Source organism: Methylobacterium sp. AMS5, assembly GCF_001542815.1.
GTDB lineage: Bacteria > Pseudomonadota > Alphaproteobacteria > Rhizobiales > Beijerinckiaceae > Methylobacterium.
On sequence record NZ_CP006992.1, the window covers coordinates 2,103,184 to 2,122,276 of the forward strand.

General features: G+C 68.7%; 15 protein-coding genes. 9 read left to right on the forward strand and 6 right to left on the reverse strand.

Going from position 1 to position 19,093, the window contains the following annotated elements:
• Window positions 1–125 precede the first annotated feature (125 nt).
• A complete protein-coding gene (purN, locus tag Y590_RS09445; RefSeq protein WP_060769633.1) occupies window positions 126–785 on the reverse strand; it encodes a phosphoribosylglycinamide formyltransferase in 660 nt (219 codons plus the stop codon).
• Window positions 782–1,849 carry a phosphoribosylformylglycinamidine cyclo-ligase gene (gene purM / locus Y590_RS09450; protein WP_060769634.1) on the reverse strand — a complete coding sequence of 356 codons (1,068 nt, stop codon included), beginning with the start codon at window positions 1,847–1,849 and terminating at the stop codon, window positions 782–784. The genes purN and purM overlap by 4 nt, the downstream gene beginning before the upstream one ends.
• 302 nt (window positions 1,850–2,151) lie before the next feature.
• Here purM and Y590_RS09455 point away from each other — a divergent pair, with 302 nt between their 5' ends.
• The 4 genes from Y590_RS09455 (at window position 2,152) to ppx (ending at window position 8,351) form a co-directional block, all read left to right on the forward strand.
• On the forward strand, window positions 2,152–3,264 hold the full coding sequence (locus Y590_RS09455; RefSeq protein ID WP_060772224.1) for an AI-2E family transporter: 1,113 nt from the start codon (window positions 2,152–2,154) through the stop codon (window positions 3,262–3,264).
• 122 nt (window positions 3,265–3,386) lie between these two features.
• On the forward strand, window positions 3,387–4,139 hold the full coding sequence (locus tag Y590_RS09460; RefSeq protein WP_060769635.1) for a P-loop NTPase family protein: 753 nt from the start codon (window positions 3,387–3,389) through the stop codon (window positions 4,137–4,139).
• Window positions 4,140–4,277: 138 nt separating this feature from the next.
• Window positions 4,278–6,644: an RNA degradosome polyphosphate kinase gene (locus Y590_RS09465; RefSeq protein WP_060769636.1), complete on the forward strand. Its 2,367-nt coding sequence runs from the start codon at window positions 4,278–4,280 to the stop codon at window positions 6,642–6,644.
• Between the two features lie 153 nt (window positions 6,645–6,797).
• A complete protein-coding gene (gene ppx / locus Y590_RS09470; protein ID WP_060769637.1) occupies window positions 6,798–8,351 on the forward strand; it encodes an exopolyphosphatase in 1,554 nt (517 codons plus the stop codon).
• Window positions 8,352–8,364: 13 nt separating this feature from the next.
• Here ppx and Y590_RS09475 read toward each other — a convergent pair whose 3' ends face one another.
• Window positions 8,365–8,664 carry a hypothetical protein gene (locus tag Y590_RS09475; protein WP_060769638.1) on the reverse strand — a complete coding sequence of 100 codons (300 nt, stop codon included), beginning with the start codon at window positions 8,662–8,664 and terminating at the stop codon, window positions 8,365–8,367.
• Window positions 8,665–9,100: 436 nt separating this feature from the next.
• Entirely contained in the window at window positions 9,101–10,303 is a 1,203-nt protein-coding gene (locus tag Y590_RS09480; RefSeq protein WP_060769639.1) for a pyridoxal phosphate-dependent aminotransferase, read from the reverse strand.
• A gap of 440 nt (window positions 10,304–10,743) precedes the next feature.
• Here Y590_RS09480 and Y590_RS09485 point away from each other — a divergent pair, with 440 nt between their 5' ends.
• Complete coding sequence (locus Y590_RS09485) at window positions 10,744–12,726, forward strand: acyl CoA:acetate/3-ketoacid CoA transferase (RefSeq protein WP_060769640.1); 1,983 nt, start codon at window positions 10,744–10,746, stop codon at window positions 12,724–12,726.
• Between the two features lie 147 nt (window positions 12,727–12,873).
• Here Y590_RS09485 and Y590_RS09490 read toward each other — a convergent pair whose 3' ends face one another.
• A complete protein-coding gene (locus tag Y590_RS09490) occupies window positions 12,874–14,241 on the reverse strand; it encodes a collagen-like domain-containing protein (protein WP_060769641.1) in 1,368 nt (455 codons plus the stop codon).
• Between the two features lie 542 nt (window positions 14,242–14,783).
• Here Y590_RS09490 and Y590_RS26815 point away from each other — a divergent pair.
• The 4 genes from Y590_RS26815 (at window position 14,784) to pyrH (ending at window position 18,191) form a co-directional block, all read left to right on the forward strand.
• On the forward strand, window positions 14,784–14,921 hold the full coding sequence (locus tag Y590_RS26815) for a hypothetical protein (RefSeq protein WP_158509744.1): 138 nt from the start codon (window positions 14,784–14,786) through the stop codon (window positions 14,919–14,921).
• A 245-nt stretch (window positions 14,922–15,166) separates the two neighbouring features.
• Window positions 15,167–16,237 carry a 30S ribosomal protein S2 gene (locus Y590_RS09495; protein ID WP_060769642.1) on the forward strand — a complete coding sequence of 357 codons (1,071 nt, stop codon included), beginning with the start codon at window positions 15,167–15,169 and terminating at the stop codon, window positions 16,235–16,237.
• A 144-nt stretch (window positions 16,238–16,381) separates the two neighbouring features.
• Window positions 16,382–17,302 (forward strand): translation elongation factor Ts, encoded by a 921-nt coding sequence (gene tsf, locus Y590_RS09500; RefSeq protein ID WP_060769643.1) that lies wholly within the window; start codon window positions 16,382–16,384, stop codon window positions 17,300–17,302.
• 166 nt (window positions 17,303–17,468) lie between these two features.
• Complete coding sequence (gene pyrH / locus Y590_RS09505; RefSeq protein ID WP_060769644.1) at window positions 17,469–18,191, forward strand: UMP kinase; 723 nt, start codon at window positions 17,469–17,471, stop codon at window positions 18,189–18,191.
• Window positions 18,192–18,297: 106 nt separating this feature from the next.
• On the opposite strand, the gene ppa is transcribed toward pyrH, so the two are convergent.
• Entirely contained in the window at window positions 18,298–18,837 is a 540-nt protein-coding gene (ppa, locus tag Y590_RS09510) for an inorganic diphosphatase (protein WP_060769645.1), read from the reverse strand.
• Between the last annotated feature and the right edge of the window lie 256 nt (window positions 18,838–19,093).

Sequence of the window (19,093 nt, forward strand, 5' to 3'; positions counted from 1 at the left end):
CGGCGCGGAGCGTGGCCCTCGAAGGATCGTCCAGGGATCGGGCGGGCACGGGAGCACCCTTCGAGGCCGCTTCGCGGCACCTCAGGATGAGGGTGCGAGGTGGAGTGGTGCGATCGAAGCTGCGTTCAGAGCGAGAGGATCGCCGATCCGGCGTCGCGCGCTTGCGCCGTGAAGCGCACGCGGCCTCCTTCCAACGTGGCGCCGCCGCCCGCGATCAGGGCCAGCGCTGCCGGGTAGAGCCGGTGCTCCTGAACGATCACGCGGGCGCTCAGCGTGTCGGCGTCGTCGCCCGGCAGCACCGGCACGGCGGCCTGGGCCACGATCGGGCCGGCATCGAGTTCCGGCACGACGTAATGCACCGTGCAGCCATGCAGGCGCACGCCCGCTTCCAGCGCGCGCTCATGGGTGTGCGTGCCCTTGAACAGCGGCAGCAGCGAGGGGTGAATGTTGATCATCCGGCCACCCCAAGCCTCGACGAAGGCGTCGGTGAGGATGCGCATGAAGCCGGCGAGTACGATCAACTCGATGCCCGCTTCGTCCAGTTCCGCCTGGAGCGCGGCGTCGAAGCGGGCGCGATCGGGGAACGCCTTGTGGTCGATGGCGTGGGCCCGGATGCCCGCCGCCCGCGCGCGGTCGAGGCCGGCGGCGTCGGGGCGGTTCGAGAGCACGAGCACGATCTCGGCCGGATAGTCCGGCGCGCGTGCCGCCTCGATCAGCGAGACCATGTTCGAGCCGCGACCCGAGATGAGGATCGCGACGCGCTTCTTCGGGGTCGGAGCGCTCACAGGGCGAGCTGCCCCGTGAAGGTCACGGCTTCCGCCCCGCGCTCGGTGATGTGCCCGAGCCGGACCGGCGCCTCGCCGGCCTCGGTCAACGCGTCCGCCACGGCGTCGGCCGCGTCGGCGGCGGCGACCACCACCATGCCGATGCCGCAGTTGAAGGTGCGCAGCATCTCCGCTTGCGCGACCCCGCCCTCGCGCGCGAGCCAGCCGAAGACCGGCGGCACGGCGATGGCCGAGAGGTCGATGGCGATGCCGACGCCGTCGGGCAGGACGCGGGGGAGGTTGTCGGGGAAGCCGCCGCCGGTGATGTGGGCGAGCGCCCGGATGCCGCCGGCCCGCTTCAGGGCGGCGAGCAGCGGCTTCACGTAGATCCGGGTCGGCTCCAGCAGCGCCTCGCCGAGGCTGCGGCCGGGCGCGAACGGCGCGTCGGCGTCGTAGCCGAGGCCGGTCTTGGCCACGATCCGCCGCACCAGCGAGAACCCGTTCGAGTGGACGCCCGAGGAGGGCAGGCCGAGCACGACGTCACCGGGCAGGATGCCGGGGCGCGGCAGCAGCGTGCCGCGCTCGGCCGCGCCCACCGAGAACCCGGCGAGATCGTAGTCGGCGCCGTCGTAGAGGCCCGGCATCTCGGCGGTCTCGCCGCCGATCAGCGCGCAGCCCGCCTGCCGGCAGCCCTCGGCGATGCCGCGCACGATGTCGGCGCCGACGCCGGGCACCAGCTTTCCGGTGGCGTAATAGTCGAGGAAGAACAGCGGTTCGGCGCCCTGCACGATGATGTCGTTGACGCACATCGCCACGAGGTCGATGCCGATCGTGTGGTGGCGTCCGGTCTCGATGGCGATCTTCACCTTGGTGCCGACGCCGTCATTGGCGGCGACCAGGATCGCGTCCTTGAAGCCGGCCGCCTTGAGGTCGAACAGGCCGCCGAAGCCGCCGATCTCGGCATCCGCCCCCGGCCGGCGGGTGGCGCGCACCAGCGGCTTGATCGTCTCGACGAGCGCGTTGCCCGCGTCGATATCGACGCCGGCCTGCGCGTAGGTGAGCCCGTTTCCGTCCTGCGCCGTCATCGCCGCCCCGTCGTCCGGTAATCGCTGGTCATGCCAAAACCCGCTGCCACATCGCGGCGCGATTGGCCACTGTCACCGGCGCGGGGCGGCATGTTCGGGCACAGCATCATTCCGGCCCCTGGGCGAAAAGCGCCTCGATCGGTGGCCCCGGTTGCCATGGTGCCCGAGTCGCTCGAGGCGAGGCGGTGATCGAACGCCTTCCCGCTGCGCGCGGCAAGCTCCGCCATGCGAGGTCCGCCTTGACCGGGCGCGCCCCGCTTCCCACTGTCCGCGCCGGACGGATTGACGGGGACGGCATCTCGATGCGTGGGCGGGCAATCATCGGGCTGTCGATCCTCGCGGTCATCGTCTTCCTGCTCTACGAGCTGCGCGAGGTGATGCTGCCCTTCGTGGCGGGGCTGGCACTGGCCTATCTGCTCGATCCGCTGGCCGACCGGCTGGAGCGGCTCGGCCTCGGCCGGCTCGCCGCCACGCTGCTGATCCTGGCGGGCTTCGTCGTCGGGCTCGTGGTGGTGCTCATCATCGTTGTGCCACTGATCGCCGGGCAGATCGCCTCGCTCGTCAACGCCCTGCCGGGCATGGTCGGGCGGTTGCAGAGCATCCTCGTGGAGCGGGCCGGGCCGCTGCTCCAGCGCATCGGCGGGGCCGAGGTCGTCAACGAACTGCAATCCTCCGTCGGCACGCTGGTCGGGCAGGGCGGTACGTGGTTCCTGGCCTTCCTCAAGTCGCTCTGGACCGGGAGCCAGGCGCTCGTCTCCATCGCCTCGCTGCTCGTCGTCACGCCGGTCGTCGCCTTCTACGTGCTGCACGACTGGGACCGGATGATCGCTGCCCTCGACGGTTGGGTGCCTCCGCGCCACCGCCCGACGGCGCGGCGGCTCGCGGGCGAGATCGACGGGGCGGTGACCGGCTTCGTGCGCGGCCAGAGTCTCGTCTGCCTGATCCTCGGCTCGTTCTACGCGATCGGCCTGTTCTTCGTCGGGCTGAACTTCGGCGTCCTGATCGGGATGATCTCGGGCTTCCTCACCTTCATCCCCTATGTCGGCACGCTCACCGGCTTCCTGCTCTCGGTCGGCGTCGCCCTGGTGCAGTGGTGGCCCAGCGGGGACTGGCTGCATATCGGGCTGACCGTCGGGGTGTTCCTCGTCGGGCAGTTCCTCGAAGGCAACGTGATCTCGCCCAAGCTCGTGGGCGATTCGGTCGGCCTCCACCCGGTCTGGCTGATGTTCGCGCTCCTCGCCTTCGGCTCGCTGTTCGGCTTCCTCGGGCTCCTGCTCGCGGTGCCGGTGGCCGCCTCGATCGGTGTCGTCGTGCGCTTCGGCATCGAGCGCTACCTCGAGAGCAAGCTCTACCGGGGCGACGGGCCGCTGCTGATCGGGGAGTCGGGGAACTCGACGCTGCCCGCCCGCGATTGATCGCGCGGCGGCGGCGGAGAATCCCGCGCCGACGACCCTTCCTGATAGCCGGAGGCAGTGCGGGCGTTCGCCGGGCGCTCGTCTCCCGACTCGTGTCGAGCAACTTGGTGTAAGGTGCGAGGATGCGCGACACGGAACCCCCGAAGCAGCTCACCTTCGACCTGCCGCTCGATCCGCGCTACGGCGCCGAGGATTTCCTCGTCAGCCCCTCCAACGAGGAGGCCTACGCCCTGATCGAGGCGTGGCCCGACTGGCCGGACACCGTGTTCCTGCTCCGCGGCCCGCCCGGCAGCGGCAAGAGCCATCTCGCCTCGATCTGGGCGACGCGGGCGCAAGCCTGGACGGTCCCTGCCGCGGACGTCGCGATGGACCGCGTGTCGCATCTGATTTCCAACGGCGCCCTCGTGGTCGAGGACGTGGACCGCGCGGCGGGCCGCGACGAGGCGGCCCTGTTCCATCTGCTCAACCTCGCGCGCGAGCGCCGCTTTCCGGTGCTGCTCACGGCCTGCGGACCGGTGGACGGCTTCGGCCTCAAGGTCGCCGACCTGCGCTCGCGGCTGCGGCTCGCGCCCGGCGCCGAGATCGGCCCGCCGGACGACGCGCTCCTGAAGGCGGTGATCGTCAAGCTGTTCGCCGACCGGCAACTCGGCATCGACACCTCGGTGGTCGATGCCCTGGCCCTGCGCATCGACCGCTCGCTCGCCCGCGTCCGCGAGGTCGTGGCCGAACTCGACCGCGACGCGCTCGGCCGCCGCCGCCGCATCACCCGGCCGCTCGCGCTCGCCGTCCTCGACCGGATGGAAGCCGCCGATGGGGGAGGCGAGGGTCAGGAAGAGGGGGGCGGCGAAGAGGAAGAGGCCGCGGGAGGGTCGTGAGTCGGCCGCCAGCGTCACGAAACCGTCAAACCGGTTCGGCCGCCCTATGTTAGGGAGCCGCGCAGCACTGCAAGGGGCGGAGTCGTCACCGGTCGCATCGTGACCGGACGCGCTTCGGAGCGGAAGGGAGCCAGGGCGTTGTCGGAAGTGGAGTCGGATGTCGTCGCCCGGGATACGGAGGCGACCGAGACCGAAGAGACCAGCCTCGCCACCGAGCGGGGTGTGCGCAGCGAATCCGCCCGCGCCCGGACTGCTCGCGCCGCCCGCATCCTCGCGGCGGAGAAGGCCGCCGAGAAGCCGTCGGAGGCCGATGCCAAAGCGGAGAGCGATGCGGCCGAGGCCGCCCGCGAGCCGGTGCTGGAGGCAGGGCGATCGCTCCGCCACTCGCCCGAGCGGTTCGTGAACCGTGAGCTGTCCTGGCTCCAGTTCAACCGCCGGGTTCTGGAGGAATCCTCCAACCCCAACCATCCGCTGCTGGAGCAGCTCCGCTTCCTCTCGATCTCGGCCAACAATCTGGACGAGTTCTTCATGGTGCGTGTCGCCGGCCTGCACGATCAGGTCCGCGCCGGCCTCGTCGTGCCCTCGCAGGACGGCCTGACCCCGTCCGAGCAGCTCGCCCGCATCGGCACGGAAGTCTCGCGGCTGGCGTTGGACCAGCAGGATCGCTGGCGCGCGCTGCGCGAGGAGCTGAACGGCAACGGCATCCACCTCGCGGAGCCGGCAGAGCTGTCGGCGGAGCACCTTGCTTGGCTCGACGACTATTTCCTCACCTACATCTTCCCGGTGCTGACGCCGCTCGCGATCGATCCGGCCCACCCTTTCCCGTTCATCCCCAATCTCGGCTTCACCGTCGCGCTGATGATGGTGCGGCCCCGTGACGGGCGCACCCTGCGCGCCCTGATCCGTCTGCCGTCCCTGCTCGACCGGTTCGTGCGCCTGCCCGAGGTCATCGGCGACGGCACCGCCCGCTTCATCGCCATCGAGCAGGTGATCGCGAAATACGCGAGCCGGCTCTTCCCCGGCTACTCGCTGAAGGGGCAGGGCGCCTTCCGCGTCGTGCGCGACTCCGATCTGGAGATCGAGGAGGAGGCGGAAGACCTCGTCCTGCACTTCGAATCGGCGATCAAGCGCCGCCGCCGCGGCGTCGTCATCCGCCTGGAGGTCGAGGCGGGCATGACGGAGGAATTGCGCGCCTTCGTCGCCGACGAGCTGGAGATGGCGCCGGACTCGGTCTTCGTGGTCGAGGGGATGCTGGCGCTCAACGAGCTGTCGCAGATCGTCGGGGTCGACCGGCCGGACCTCAAGTTCAAGCCCTACAATCCGCGCTTCCCCGAGCGCATCCGTGAATCGGGCGGCGACGTCTTCGCGGCGATCCGCCAGAAGGATTTCATCGTCCACCACCCCTACGAGTCGTTCGACTCGGTGGTGCAGTTCCTGGCCCAGGCCGCCCGCGATCCGAACGTCGTGGCGATCAAGCAGACGCTCTACCGCACCTCATCGAACTCGCCGATCGTGGCCGCACTCGCGGAGGCGGCGGAGGCCGGCAAGTCCGTCACCGCACTGGTCGAGCTGAAGGCCCGGTTCGACGAGGAGGCCAATATCCGCTGGGCGCGCAACCTCGAGAAGGCGGGCGCGCAGGTGGTGTTCGGCTTCGTCGAGCTGAAGACCCACGCCAAGTTGTCGATGGTCGTACGCCGTGAGGGCGACCGCCTCGTCAACTACTGCCATGTCGGCACCGGCAACTATCACCCCATCACCGCGCGCATCTACACCGACCTGTCCTTCTTCACCGCCGATCCGGCCATCGCCCGGGACGTCTCGCGCATCTTCAACTTCATCACCGGCTACGCCGAGCCGGCGGAACTGGAGCGCATGGCGGTCTCGCCGCTGACCCTGAAGCCGCGCCTCTTGCAGCACATCGAGGAGGAGATCGCCCACGCCAAGGCCGGGCGCCCGGCGGCGATCTGGATCAAGTGCAACTCCCTGGTCGACAGCCAGATCATCGATGCGCTCTACGATGCCAGCCAGGAGGGCGTGCAGATCGATTGCATCGTGCGCGGCATCTGCTGCCTGCGGCCGGGCATTCCGGGGCTGTCCGACACGATCCGGGTCAAGTCGATCGTCGGGCGCTTCCTCGAGCACGAGCGCGTCTACGCCTTCGGCAACGGCGCCGGGCTGCCGCACCCGAAGGCCACCCTCTACATTTCCTCGGCCGACCTGATGCAGCGCAACCTCGACCGGCGGGTCGAATCCCTGCTGCCGATCACCAATCCGACTGTGCATCAGCAGGTGCTCGATCAGATCATGCTGGCCAATCTTCTCGACAACCGGCAGAGCTGGCGTGTACTGGCATCGGGTGCGAGCGAGCGGATCAGCCCTGCGGACGGGGAGGAACCGTTCAATGCGCACAAGTATTTCATGACGAATCCGAGCCTGTCCGGGCGCGGAAAGTCATCGAAGAAGTCGAGCCCGCGGGCGCTCAGCCGCCGCGCCCAGCGGTCCTGACCACGGCCTGCACCGGGCCGGTTTCCGGCCCGGTACTATCCTAAGTGCTCGGCCGGTTTCCGGTCCGCGACTTTCGTGAGTGTTCGGGCGGCTTCCGCCCCTGCACCATCGTGAGCGCCCCTTGCGCGGGGTGCTTCCCTGAGAGGGGGCTGCATGGGTCCGACACGTCCTCACCTGACGCTCGCCCACTCCGCCGAACGGCCGGCCCCGATGATGACTGGCATGACGTTCGATCCCGTCGCGATCATCGATATCGGCTCGAATTCGGTGCGGCTCGTCGCCTATGACGGGCTCCAGCGCGCCTCGACGCCGCTCTATAATGAGAAGGTGCTGTGCGGGCTCGGCCGCAGCGTCTTCTCCACGGGCCGCCTCAACGAGGATTCCGTGCAGCGGGCGCTCACGGCGCTCCGCCGCTTCCGCGTCCTGTGTGATACGATGCGGGTCTCGCGCATCTTCGTCCTGGCGACCGCCGCCGCGCGGGATGCGGCCAACGGCCCGGCCTTCCTGGACGCCGCGCGCGAGGCACTCGGCCAGGAGATCCAGCTTCTCTCCGGCCGGCGCGAGGCCGAGTTGTCGGCGCTCGGCGTCGTCTCCGGCTTCTACGCGCCCGATGGCGTGGTCGGCGACCTCGGCGGCGGCTCGCTCGAACTCGTCGACGTCAACGGCACCACGGTCGGCCAGGGCGTGACCATGCCGCTCGGCGGGCTGGCGCTTCAGGATCTCTCCGAAGGCTCGCTCAAGAAGGCGCGCAAGATCGCCCGCGAGCATCTGAAGAAGGCCGAGCCGCAACTCGACACCTTGCGCGGGCGCACCTTTTACGCGGTCGGCGGCACGTGGCGGGCGCTGGCCCGGCTGCATCAGGCCGCCCGCGATTATCCGCTCCACGTCATGCACGGCTACGCGGTGGAGCCCTCCGACGAGCTGAGCTTCCTCGAAATGGTCGAGGCGAGCGACGCCGCGACCCTGCAGGAGGTCGAGACCATCGCCGAGGCGCGCCGGCCGCTGCTGGCCTTTGGTGCGGTGGTGCTCGAAGAGATCATTCGGGCGGGCCGTCCGCGCGAGATCGCGATTTCCGCCTTCGGCGTGCGCGAGGGCCTGCTATTCGAGCAGCTCGACCGCGAGACGCGTCTGACCGATCCGCTGATCGTCTCGGCGCGAGAGTTGAACGTGCAGCGCGCCCGCTCGCCCGGCCACGGCGACGAGCTGCGCGAATGGACCGACCAGTTCATCACCAGCCTGGACGGTCCCGAGACCGCGGGCGAGCGTCGCCTGCGCCACGCCGCCTGCCTGCTCTCGGATATCGGCTGGCGGGCGCATCCCGATTACCGCGGCGAGCAGAGCCTCAACGTGCTCGCCAACGCAGCCTTCGCCGGCATCGACCATCCCGGCCGTGCCTACCTCGCTCTATCGGGCTATTTCCGCCACGAGGGCGTCGCGCCGGAAAAGGCGAGCCCGACCCTGCGGGCGCTCGCCGGCCCGCGCCTGTTCGACCGCGCTCGCCTCGTCGGGGCGCTCATGCGCGTCGCCTTCCCGGTCTCAGCCGGGATGGCGGGCCCGCTCAAGCGGATGCCGCTCGTGGTGGAGGACGGCAAGGTGGTGCTGCGCCTGCCCGCCGAATGGGCCGAACTCAACGGCGAACGCTTGCTCAGCCGCGTCCGTGGCCTGGGTCGCGTCGTCGGGCTCGACGGGCGGGTCGAGATCGGCTGAGCCGGCTTCTGGTTCAGCCCGACAGACGGGTATGCGCGACCGCGATTTCCCGCTCGGCATCGGCCATCAGGTAGGCGATGCGCGGCCCGTCGAGGTTGGCATCCGTGAGGCGCTGGCGCAGATCGGCCTCGTACTTCTTATCCTCGACCCGCCGCGGCGGCGGCAGCAGGCGCAGCAGCATCGGGCTGGCGATTTCGCTGCGGACGAGGCCGCGATGGTTGGCCAACCGCCGCAGGCTGCTGGCGAGGTCGTCGAGCTTCGATTCCGGCAGATACTGGCGGGCGGACGTGCGGGCTCTGGCGACCTGAGACATGGTGCGACCTTTAGGCGATGGTCTGCGATAGATCGCCCACGAGCGGTTCGCTTTCCCTTGAGAAAGACCGTTAACGCTTCGCTCGCCGATATCCCAGGCCCGGCCCCGGACCGGACGCGTGCCGGTCTGGGGCCAAGGGAATTCGGGCGAGGGAATTCAGGTAGGTGGGCCTTGCGCCGGGGTCGCGGTTCCTGTTCCCCGCGCTCCCGACGCACCTGCAGCCGCTCGGCCCACTGAGCGTCACAGGAACGGCGCAGAGAACTGGTCCGCACCGCCCCGTCACTGCCGGCCCCGCCACCACGCAGGCCCGAGAGGGCTCGCGAAACCATCGGGCGCATCGGCCGCGGGGAGGGCCGATGTAGAGGCCTGCGCCGCCGACGGCAACCGTGCCGTGACGCCGCTGCCCGTCGGGCGACGCTTTGCCCCGAAGGACCGCCTACCGCAGCGAGCCGCAGAAGCGCTGGATGCGGCGGCAGGCCTCCTCCAGGGTCTTGTTGGAGGTGGCGTAGGAGATGCGCAGGTTGGGGCCGAGGCCGAAGGCCGAGCCGTGGACCGCGGCGACGCCCTCCGCCTGGAGCAGCTCGGTGACGAAGTCCTCGTCCGAGCCGAGGGTCTTGCCGGTCTCGGTCGTCTTGCCGATCAGCTCGGCGCAGGACGGGTAGACGTAGAACGCGCCTTCCGGCACCGGGCATTTCAGGCCGTTGGTCTGGTTGAGCATCGAGACCACGAGGTCGCGCCGCTCCTGGAACGCCGCCTTGAAGCGCGCGAGGTGCTCCTGCGTGCCGTCGAGCGCGGCCACCGCCGCCCATTGCGAGATCGAGGAGGCGCCCGAGGTCTGCTGACCCTGGACGAAGTCCATCGCCTTGATGAGCTGCTCGGGGCCGGCGGCGTAGCCGATGCGCCAGCCGGTCATGGCATAGGCCTTCGAGACGCCGTTCATGGTCAGCGTGCGCTCGTACAGGCCGGGCTCGACCTGCGCGGGCGTGACGAATTCGAAGTCGCCGTAGGTCAGGTGCTCGTACATGTCGTCGGTGAGCACCCAGACCTGCGGATGGCGCATCAGCACGTCGGTGATCTTCTTCATCTCGTCACGGGTGTAGGCGGCACCCGACGGGTTCGACGGCGAGTTGAGGATGATCCACTTGGTCTTGCCCGTGATGACGCGCTCCAGCTCCTCCGGCTGGAGCTTGAAATCGTGCGCCATGTCGGTCTCGGCGAAGACCGGCGTGCCGCCGCACAGCACCACCATCTCCGGGTAGGACACCCAGTAGGGGCGGGGGATCACCACCTCGTCGCCGGGGTTCAGGGTGGCCAGCAGGGCGTTGTAGATGACGTGCTTGCCGCCGGTGCCGACGATGGTCTGCGAGACCTTGTAGTCGAGCCCGTTCTCGCGCTTGAACTTCTTGACGATCGCCTCGCGCAGCGGGTTGATGCCGGAGACGGGCGGGTACTTGGTCTCGCCGCGGCGGATCGCGTCGATCGCCGCCTCCTTGATGTGGTCGGGCGTGTCGAAATCCGGCTCGCCGACCGAGAGGCTGATGACATCGACGCCCGAGGCTTTCAGCTCGCGCGCCTTCTGGGTCATCGCGATGGTCGCGGACGGCTTCACCCGCGAGAGGGCGTCGGCGAGAAAGCCCATGGGAGATCTCCGAAAGGTCTTCGAGTGTGCGGCGGCCCGAAAGATGGTCCGGGCCTCGCGGCTCTCGTAATCACGCGCCGCGGCACGAGCAAGCGCGGCAGGCGGGAGGCTGCTTCCCAATCCCTCCGGTCGCAGGAGGCATCTCCGGTGCCGCGGCCCGTCAGAGACCACCTGCAATTTTTCTCAATCTGGAACGAAGTGTTTTTCAGGCGTATCCTGGGAAGGTTTTCGGGTATTGTCACAGACAAGACGTGCAGTTTCTTGCGGTGCGTCAGCACATCGATGCACTGCAACGATAATTGTATGCAGAATTCAGCCGCCCCTGTGAGGCCGGGACTTGTCCGGCCTCACAGGGGCGGCCGACAATATTCCAGGCGGAAGCGGCAAGAGGCGGGCGGTACCGTCCGGCCGGGCCAGGAAAGTGGAGGACGGCGGGGCCTATGAAGAAGAACAAGGTCATCACGGCTGGGGAAGCGATCGCGCTGATTCGCGAGAACGACGTCCTCACCACGACCGGCTTCGTCCAGAGCTGCATCCCGGAGGCGCTGCACGCGGCGTTGGAGAAGCGCTTCGTCGACACCGGTTCGCCGCGTGGCCTGACCTTGATCATGACTGCGGGCGCGGGCGACAGCAAAGGGCTGGGCACCGGCCGCCTGCATCACGACGGGCTTCTCTCCCGCGTCATCGCCGCCAATTTCGGTCGCATGCCGAAGGTGGCCCAAGCGGCGCAGGCCAATCAGATCCGCGGCTACAACCTGCCCCAGGGCGTGATCTCGCAGCTCTACCGCGCCTGCGCCGCCGGCCAGCCGGGCTTGTTCTCGAAGGTCGGGCTCAAGACCTATGTCGATCCGCGCCATGGCGGCGCCAAGGTCAACGAACTGACCACCGAGGACATCGTCAAGCTCGTCGAGGTCGATGGCGAGGAGTGGCTGTTCTACACCGCCACCAAGATCGATGTCGCCTTCATCCGCGCCACCTCCGCCGATCCGTCGGGCAACCTCTCCTTCGAGAAGGAGGCGCTGACCCTCGACTGCCTCGCCCAGGCCATGGCCGCGCGCAACAACGGCGGCATCGTCATCGCCCAGGTCGAGCGCATCGTCGATGACGGCTACCTGCTGCCCAAGGACGTGCGCGTCCCCGGCATTCTCGTGGATTGCGTCGTCGTGGCCGAGCCCGAGATGCACCGCATGAACTACGGCGTGATGTACGACGCGGCGCTCGCGGGCGAGATCCGGGTGCCGGTCACCGGCATCAAGCGCATGCCGCTCAACGAGCGCAAGATCATCGCCCGGCGCGCCGCCTTCGAGCTGCCGCCCAACGGCGTGGTCAATCTCGGTGTCGGCGCGCCTGAGGGCATCTCCTCCGTCGCCAACGAGGAGAAGATCACCCCCTACATCACCCTGACGACGGAAGCCGGCGCCGTCGGCGGCGTGCTGGCCTCGGGCTCGAGCTTCGGCGCGGCCACGAACGCCGACTGCATCATCGACCAGAACCAGATGTTCGATTTCTACGACGGCGGCGGCCTCGACATGACCTGCCTCGGCATGGCCGAGTGCGACGGGGCCGGCAACGTCAACACCTCGAAGTTCGGGGGCAAGCTCAACGGCTGCGGCGGCTTCATCAATATCTCGCAGAACGCCCGCTCGGTCGTCTTCGCCGGCACCTTTACCGCGGGCGGTCTGGAGATCGCGGTGCAGGACGGTCAGGTGACGATCGTCACCGAGGGCCGCGCCCGCAAATTCGTGACGCAAGTGCAGCAGAATACCTTCTCGGGCCCCTACGCGGTCGAGCGCTCGCAGCCGGTGATCTACGTCACCGAGCGCTGCGTCTTCCAGCTCACGAAAGAGGGGCTCGAACTGATCGAGGTGGCGCCGGGCATCGACATCGAGCGCGACATCCTCGCCCACATGGATTTCGCGCCGATCGTGCGGAACCCGGTGCCGATGGATCCGCGCATCTTCCGCGAGGATCCGATGGAGCTGATCTCGGATCTGCTCAACCTCGACCTCAAATCGCGCGTCAGCCTGGATGCCGAGCGCAACATCCTCTTCATCAACCTGGAAGGCTGGTACTGCCGGGTGAAGAGCGACATGGACGAGCTGCGCATGACCATCGTCGACGCCTGCCGCAAGGCCGGGCAGCGGGTCAACGCCGTGATCAACCACGACGGCTTCCGGCTCAACGAGAACCTCTACGACGACTATGCCGGGATGATCCAATATCTCCAGGCGAACTACTACGCCACGACGACGCGCTACGCGACCAGCGCCTTCCTGCGCCTCAAGATGGAGGAGGCGCTGACCAAGCGCGGCGTCGCCCCCCACGTCTTCGAGCGCAAGGAGGAGGCCCAGGCCTTCCTCGGCACCACCGAGGACAAGAAGGCGCGCAAGATGATCTCGCCGGCGGTGGCCTCCGCCGCCTGAGCGCGGCGGGTTTCGGGGGCGCCGCCACGGTCGGTCGCACCCGGATTGTGCAAGGCTGCCCCCGGGGGCGGCCTTGCGCGTCGCGCGCTCCTCGTTCGACGCGCCCTTCGCCACCGAACCGGTGCTCGGCCCGGCGCCGGGCGCTCCTTAAACGGGAGGGAAAGGGAAGACCCCTCCCTCTCCGGGCGGTCCCTCCGGCCCTTGCGGCCCTGTTGGACCCTGCGGTCCCTGCGCCCCGGTTGCGCCCGTCGGCCCTTGCGGCCCGGTCGGCCCCTGCGCCCCGGTTGCGCCCTGTGCTCCTTCCGGTCCCTGCGCCCCGGTTGCGCCCGTCGGCCCTTGCGGTCCGGCCACTCCTTGCACTCCGGCCGGTCCCTGCGGCCCTGTCGCGCCGGGCGCACCCGCTGTCCCTGTCGCGCCGGTCGGCCCCTGTCCTCCGGCCACGCCCTGCGCCCCGGTCGGTCCTTGTGCCCCGGTTGCGCCAGGCGCCCCCTGTGCCCCGGTCGGCCCTTGCGCTCCAGTCGCACCGGGGGTCCCCTGTGCCCCCGTCGGCCCTTGCGCGCCGGTCGCGCCTTGTGGCCCGGCCGGACCCTGCGGGCCGACCGCCGGAACGACGCGGAACCCTTTCGGACGCGCTGCGAAGGGATCGATCAGGCGCACCTTGAGCGTATCCTCGCGCTGCCGCCGCAGCAGCGACTTGTCTTCCTGGCCGAAATAGACGCGAAGACCGCCGAGGCCGGCGCGGTAGTCGCGCTCTCCGACGCGGCCCTCGGCGAAGACCGATACGCCCACGGGGCTCAGCAGCGGGAGCAGATACTCGGCGCCGGCGGCAACGGAATTGATCCGGTTCTCGTAGCGATGGCCGAGACTGAAGCGAAGGTCGTCCGTCGCGTACCAGACCACGTCGACCTGATCGAAGAACCGCTCCGCCCGATCGCCAAGCTGCCAGCCGGCGATGCCCTCGACCGTGAAGCGGTCAAGGAACAGGGCGCCCTCGCCGGCGATGCGGCCGGTCGTCGTGCCGACGTCTTGAAGGCCGTAGCTTCGAAGGGCGGTCGCGTAATCGACGGAGCCGTAGAGGCCGATCAGACCCTTCGTCGGGTCGCGGAAGAAGGCATGTCCGGCCGCTCCCAGTCCGAGGTCGCCGCCATGGGCGATCGTCGCGAGGTCCGCCTGGAATCCGAAAGATTGCCCGATGGGAAACGCCAGCGACCCGGCAGCGTAGGCGCCGCTTCCCGCCCGGAAGCTACCGGCCCCGCCCTCGATCGCACCGACGACCCCCGAGACGGCGCGCAGGGGCGCGGCCCGCCCGATCGGGGCCGGAAGGTCTCCGGCGGTGGCGCGGGGCGGCGAGGGGCGCGGCGCTCCCTGGAGCACGCGCAGCCGCTGCCTCGCCTCGATGAGCGCGGCCTTGGTTTCCTGGTTCTCGCGCTTCAGCCGCTGCTGCTCGGCCTGGACCGAGCGAAGCATCTCGTAGAGTTCCTCGTTCGTCGGCGCGGCCTGAGCCGGCACCGTCAACGCGGCACCCAGAAATCCTGTCGCGAATCCTGTCGCGGTCGTGAGTGCGCGGCGCGCGCGCCGTCCTCGGGATGTCAGCCGGCCCATGTCACTCCACATTCCACTCTATGACTGCATTTGCTTCGGGCGTAGTGTGCAACGGCGAAGATATTAAAGATCGAACATTCCAACTTAATTTGGTAATGAGTTGTGTTGATTGGATTCGAGCTTGCCTGTCCCTCAGCTATGCTCATAAGCCGGAGAAATGCGCTGTAGCGTGGCTGCAACAGCGATGTCGCGGTGCGCTTATTCCAACGAAACGGATGTTTTTTGAGACGGAACGGCAACTGTATTTGGCGGAGCTTCGATGAGGCCCGCACCGGATCTGAAAAAGCCCCCAGGCAAGCGCGGCGTTGCCCCACATGGATCGGGGCGCAAGCTTTCCTCGGCGCCCGCGAGGAAGACGGCGCGCAAGGCGACCGCGTCGAGGTTGGCGTCCGCCGTTCACGCGGGCGGAAGAAGGGGGCAGTCGTCCCTGTCGGGCGAAGCACTATGCTTCACCGGTGCAGCGAAAGTGCATTCCGACGAAGGAGACCGGGGCGGCGTCTCAGGTGCTGCACCCGGCCTGGGACCTGTCCCGGCAGGCCGAGCGCCTGAATGCGGAGATGTCCCGCTTCCTCGCCACGGTGAGGGCGGCCTGAGGCGGCGATTGCGGCTGCGACCGCCGCGTCGGATCGGCGGGCCGGGGCAGGGACGACCGGCGGAGCATCAGGGCCGGAACGCGGGCACGGTTCCGGCCTCGCCTTGCGTCCTTCGCCCGCATCTGCTAACGCCCCGCCCATCCCACACGCGGAGCCGGCCCCATGCCTGAATGGGGCGTTTCCGGTGGCCGGCCGATCGGCCAGCTACTCCTCCGCGGCGGTATCAACCGGAGAGACCAAAGATCATGGCCGTCGATTTCTCTATGCGCCAGCTCCTCGAGGCCGGCGCCCATTTCGGGCACCAGTCGCACCGCTGGAACCCGAAGATGCAGCCCTACATCTTCGGCACCCGTAACAACATCCACATCATCGACCTCGCCCAGACCGTGCCGGCGCTCCACGCCGCCCTTCAGGCGGTGAGCGACACGGTCGCCCGCGGCGGCCGCGTGCTGTTCGTCGGCACCAAGCGCCAGGCGGCGGATTCGATCGCCGAGGCGGCCAAGCGCTCGGCCCAGTACTACGTCAACTCCCGCTGGCTCGGCGGCATGCTGACCAACTGGAAGACCATCTCCGGCTCGATCCAGCGCCTGCGCAAGGTGGACGAGACGCTCGAAGGCGGGGCCGTCGGCCTCACCAAGAAGGAGCGCCTCATGCTGACCCGCGAGAAGGACAAGCTCGAGAAGGCGCTCGGCGGCATCAAGGACATGGGCGGCGTGCCCGACCTGCTGTTCGTGATCGACACCAACAAGGAGCAGCTCGCGATCAAGGAGGCCCAGCGCCTCGGCATCCCGGTCGCGGCCATCGTCGACACCAATTGCAACCCGGACGGCATCTCCTACATCGTCCCGGCCAACGACGACGCCGGCCGCGCCATCGCGCTGTACTGCGACCTCATCGCCCGCGCGGCGATCGAGGGCATCGGCCGCGGCCAGGGTGCGCTCGGCCTCGACATCGGCGCCTCCGAGGAGCCGACCGCCGAGGAGCTGCCGCCAGCAAACGACGACGTCGCTGCGGCCTCCGTGGCCTCCGACGCGATCGCCCCGGCCGACGTCGCCGCGCTCGCCGAGTCGACCGAGCACTTCGAGCAGCTCGCCGCCCCGCGCGGTGCGCCCGACGACCTGACCAAGCTCAACGGTGTCGGCCCGCAGCTCGTGCAGAAGCTCAACGATGCCGGCGTGTGGCACTACTGGCAGATCGCCGCCATGCAGCCCGAGGACGTGGCCAAGCTCGACGCCGACCTGAAGCTCAACGGCCGCTTCGCCCGCGACGGTTGGGTCGAGCAGTCCCGCGCCTTCGTCGAGGCTTCCGCGGCTTAAGTCCCGCGTTCGCCGCCGGGCTTTTCGCCCGGCGGCCCGATCGTCATCTTCCTGCAAAGCCCGGTGCTTTCAAAGAGCGCCGGGCTCATTCACTTGAAGACCCGCTCTTCAAGTCCCGCTCTTCAAGACCTCGAGAGGATCGCCATGGCCAACATCACCGCCGCACTCGTGAAAGAGCTTCGCGAAAAGACCGGCGCCGGCATGATGGATTGCAAGGGCGCGCTCAACGAGACCAACGGCGACCTCGAAGCGGCGGTCGATTGGCTGCGCAAGAAGGGTCTCGCCAAGGCCGCCAAGAAGGCCGGCCGCGTCGCCGCCGAGGGCCTCGTGGCCGTCGAGTCCGCCGGCCGCCACGCCGCATTGGTCGAGGTGAATTCCGAGACCGACTTCGTCGCCCGCAACGACGGCTTCCAGGCCTTCGCCCGCGAGGCCGCCAAGCTCGCTCTGAACACCGACGGCACCCTGGAAGGACTCCAGGCCGCGACCTTCCCCGGCTCGTCCGAGACGGTCCAGGAGAAGCTCTCGAACCTGATCGCCACCATCGGCGAGAACATGACCCTGCGCCGCGTCGCCAAGCTCGAAGTGAGCAAGGGCGTGATCGCCTCCTACGTCCACGGCCAGATCAACGAGGGCCTCGGCAAGATCGGCGTGCTCGTGGCGCTCGAATCCGAGGGTGATGTCGAGTTCCTCTCCACGCTCGGCCGCCAGATCGCCATGCACGTCGCCGCCACCAACCCGACGGCGCTCGACGCCTCGGGCGTCGATCCGGCGGTGGTCGAGCGCGAGAGCAACATCCTGCGCGACAAGAACGCCGGCAAGCCGGACCACGTGATGGCCAAGATCGTCGAGAGCGGCCTGAAGAGCTACTACAAGGAGGTCACCCTCCTGGAGCAGCCCTTCGTTCATGACGGCTCCAAGACCGTCTCCCAGATCCTCAAGGAGGCCGCGGGCAAGGCCGGCGGCGAGGTCGCGATCAAGGGCTTCGTCCGCTACGCGCTGGGCGAGGGCATCGAGAAGGAAGAGGGGCCGGACTTCGCCGCCGAAGTCGCGAGCATGTCGCGCTAAAAGCCCGGCGAGGACGCATCGGGAGCCTGATTCGGCTCCGGTCGTCACCGATCCTCACAGGTCGTCATACGGGGGCGGCGGCAGCGATGCCGTCGCCCCTCGACGTTCGGCCCCCCGTCTTGTTAGAAGCCGCGGCGCCCGGAACCCGAGACGACGAGGATCTTCGATGTCGGAGACGACAAGCTACCGCCGCGTCCTCGTCAAACTCTCCGGGGAGGCCCTGGCCGCCCCCGACGGCTTCTGGCTGCATCCGCCGATGCTGGCGGCCCTGGCCGAGGACATCGCGGCCACGATCTCCGGCGGGATCCAGATCGCGGTGGTGGTCGGCGGCGGCAATCTGATCCGCGGCGCGCGCATCTCCCAGGCCGGCTGGATCGACCGGGCGACGGGCGATTCCCTCGGCATGATGGCGACGGTGATGAATTCGCTCGCTATCGAGACCGCGCTCAATGCCGCGGGCGTCCAAGCCCGCACCATGTCGGCGGTGTCGATGCCGACCATCTGCGAGACCTATGCCCGCCAGCCGGCGCTCCACCATCTCGACAAGGGGCAGGTCGTGGTGCTCGCGGGCGGCACGGGCAATCCGTACTTCACCACCGACACCGCTGCGGTCCTGCGCGCGGCGGAGCTGCGCTGCGATGCCGTGCTGAAGGCGACGCAGGTGGATGGTGTCTACTCGGCCGATCCGAAGCGCGATCCGGAGGCGATCCGGTACGACCGCATCACCCACGACGAGGCCATTGCCCGCGATCTCAAGGTGATGGACACCGCCGCCTTCGCCCTGGCGCGGGAGAGCCGCCTCACCATCGTGGTGGGCTCGGTGCACGCGCCGAGTTCGATCAACGCGATCCTGACGGGCGCCTCGGTCTCGACCCGCGTGGTGCCGTAGGCACCAGCTTTCTGCTTGATATTCCCTCGCCCCCTTGCGGGAGAGGGGGGGACGCGGTGTCTCGGGCCAGCAAGCTTGCGGCCCGAGACTTGTCGTCAAGAATGAATCAGCCGACCTTCTGGGCCTTGGCGCGCTCGATGCCTTCGAGAATCAGGCGATGGGCTTCCGCCTTGTCGCCCCAGCGCACGACCTTCACCCACTTGCCGGGCTCCAGATCCTTGTAGTGCTCGAAGAAGTGCTGGATCTGGCTGATCGTGATATCGGGCAGATCGGTGTAGTTCTCGACGCGGTTGTAGCGCTGGGTCAGCTTGCGCGAGGGCACGGCGATGATCTTCTCATCCTCGCCGCCGTCATCCTCCATCACCAGAACGCCGACCGGGCGCACGCTGATGACCGCGCCCGGGATGATCGCGCGGGTGTTGGCCACCAGCACGTCGCAGGGATCGCCGTCACCGGAGAGGGTGTGCGGGATGAAGCCGTAATTGCCGGGATAGAACATCGGCGTGTAGAGGAACCGGTCGACGACGAGCGTGCCGGCGTCCTTGTCCATCTCGTACTTGATCGGCTCGCCGCCGAGCGGCACTTCGACGATCACGTTGACGTCGTCCGGCGGATTCTTGCCGATCGAGATGGCGTTGATGTCCATGGGCCTGTGCTCTCTGAAATCCGGCCGTCGGACGCTTCGCCCTGTCCGGCGGGTGTATCGTGCGGGGCGGCTTACGACGCCGCACCCATCGATCGATGTCTTAGATTGTGCGAGCGGGAAATGAAATCGTCCCTCTGGCCAAGTTGCCTGTCCTCCGCCATCGCGCGGCGGAAAACGCTGGTTTGCACCGTCCGGCCCCTGATTCCGGCCTCGCGCGGCGGCCGGCTCCGGAGCCCGCACCACCGTCTGTGACGAT

Coding starts and splice junctions, on each gene's coding strand:
- purM (WP_060769634.1), bottom strand. CDS start 1,849: ATGACGGCGCAGGACGGAAACGGGCTCACCTACGCGCAGGCCGGCGTC.
- Y590_RS09455 (WP_060772224.1), top strand. CDS start 2,152: ATGCGTGGGCGGGCAATCATCGGGCTGTCGATCCTCGCGGTCATCGTC.
- Y590_RS09460 (WP_060769635.1), top strand. CDS start 3,387: ATGCGCGACACGGAACCCCCGAAGCAGCTCACCTTCGACCTGCCGCTC.
- ppx (WP_060769637.1), top strand. CDS start 6,798: ATGGGTCCGACACGTCCTCACCTGACGCTCGCCCACTCCGCCGAACGG.
- Y590_RS09475 (WP_060769638.1), bottom strand. CDS start 8,664: ATGTCTCAGGTCGCCAGAGCCCGCACGTCCGCCCGCCAGTATCTGCCG.
- Y590_RS09480 (WP_060769639.1), bottom strand. CDS start 10,303: ATGGGCTTTCTCGCCGACGCCCTCTCGCGGGTGAAGCCGTCCGCGACC.
- Y590_RS09485 (WP_060769640.1), top strand. CDS start 10,744: ATGAAGAAGAACAAGGTCATCACGGCTGGGGAAGCGATCGCGCTGATT.
- Y590_RS09495 (WP_060769642.1), top strand. CDS start 15,167: ATGGCCGTCGATTTCTCTATGCGCCAGCTCCTCGAGGCCGGCGCCCAT.
- tsf (WP_060769643.1), top strand. CDS start 16,382: ATGGCCAACATCACCGCCGCACTCGTGAAAGAGCTTCGCGAAAAGACC.
- pyrH (WP_060769644.1), top strand. CDS start 17,469: ATGTCGGAGACGACAAGCTACCGCCGCGTCCTCGTCAAACTCTCCGGG.
- ppa (WP_060769645.1), bottom strand. CDS start 18,837: ATGGACATCAACGCCATCTCGATCGGCAAGAATCCGCCGGACGACGTC.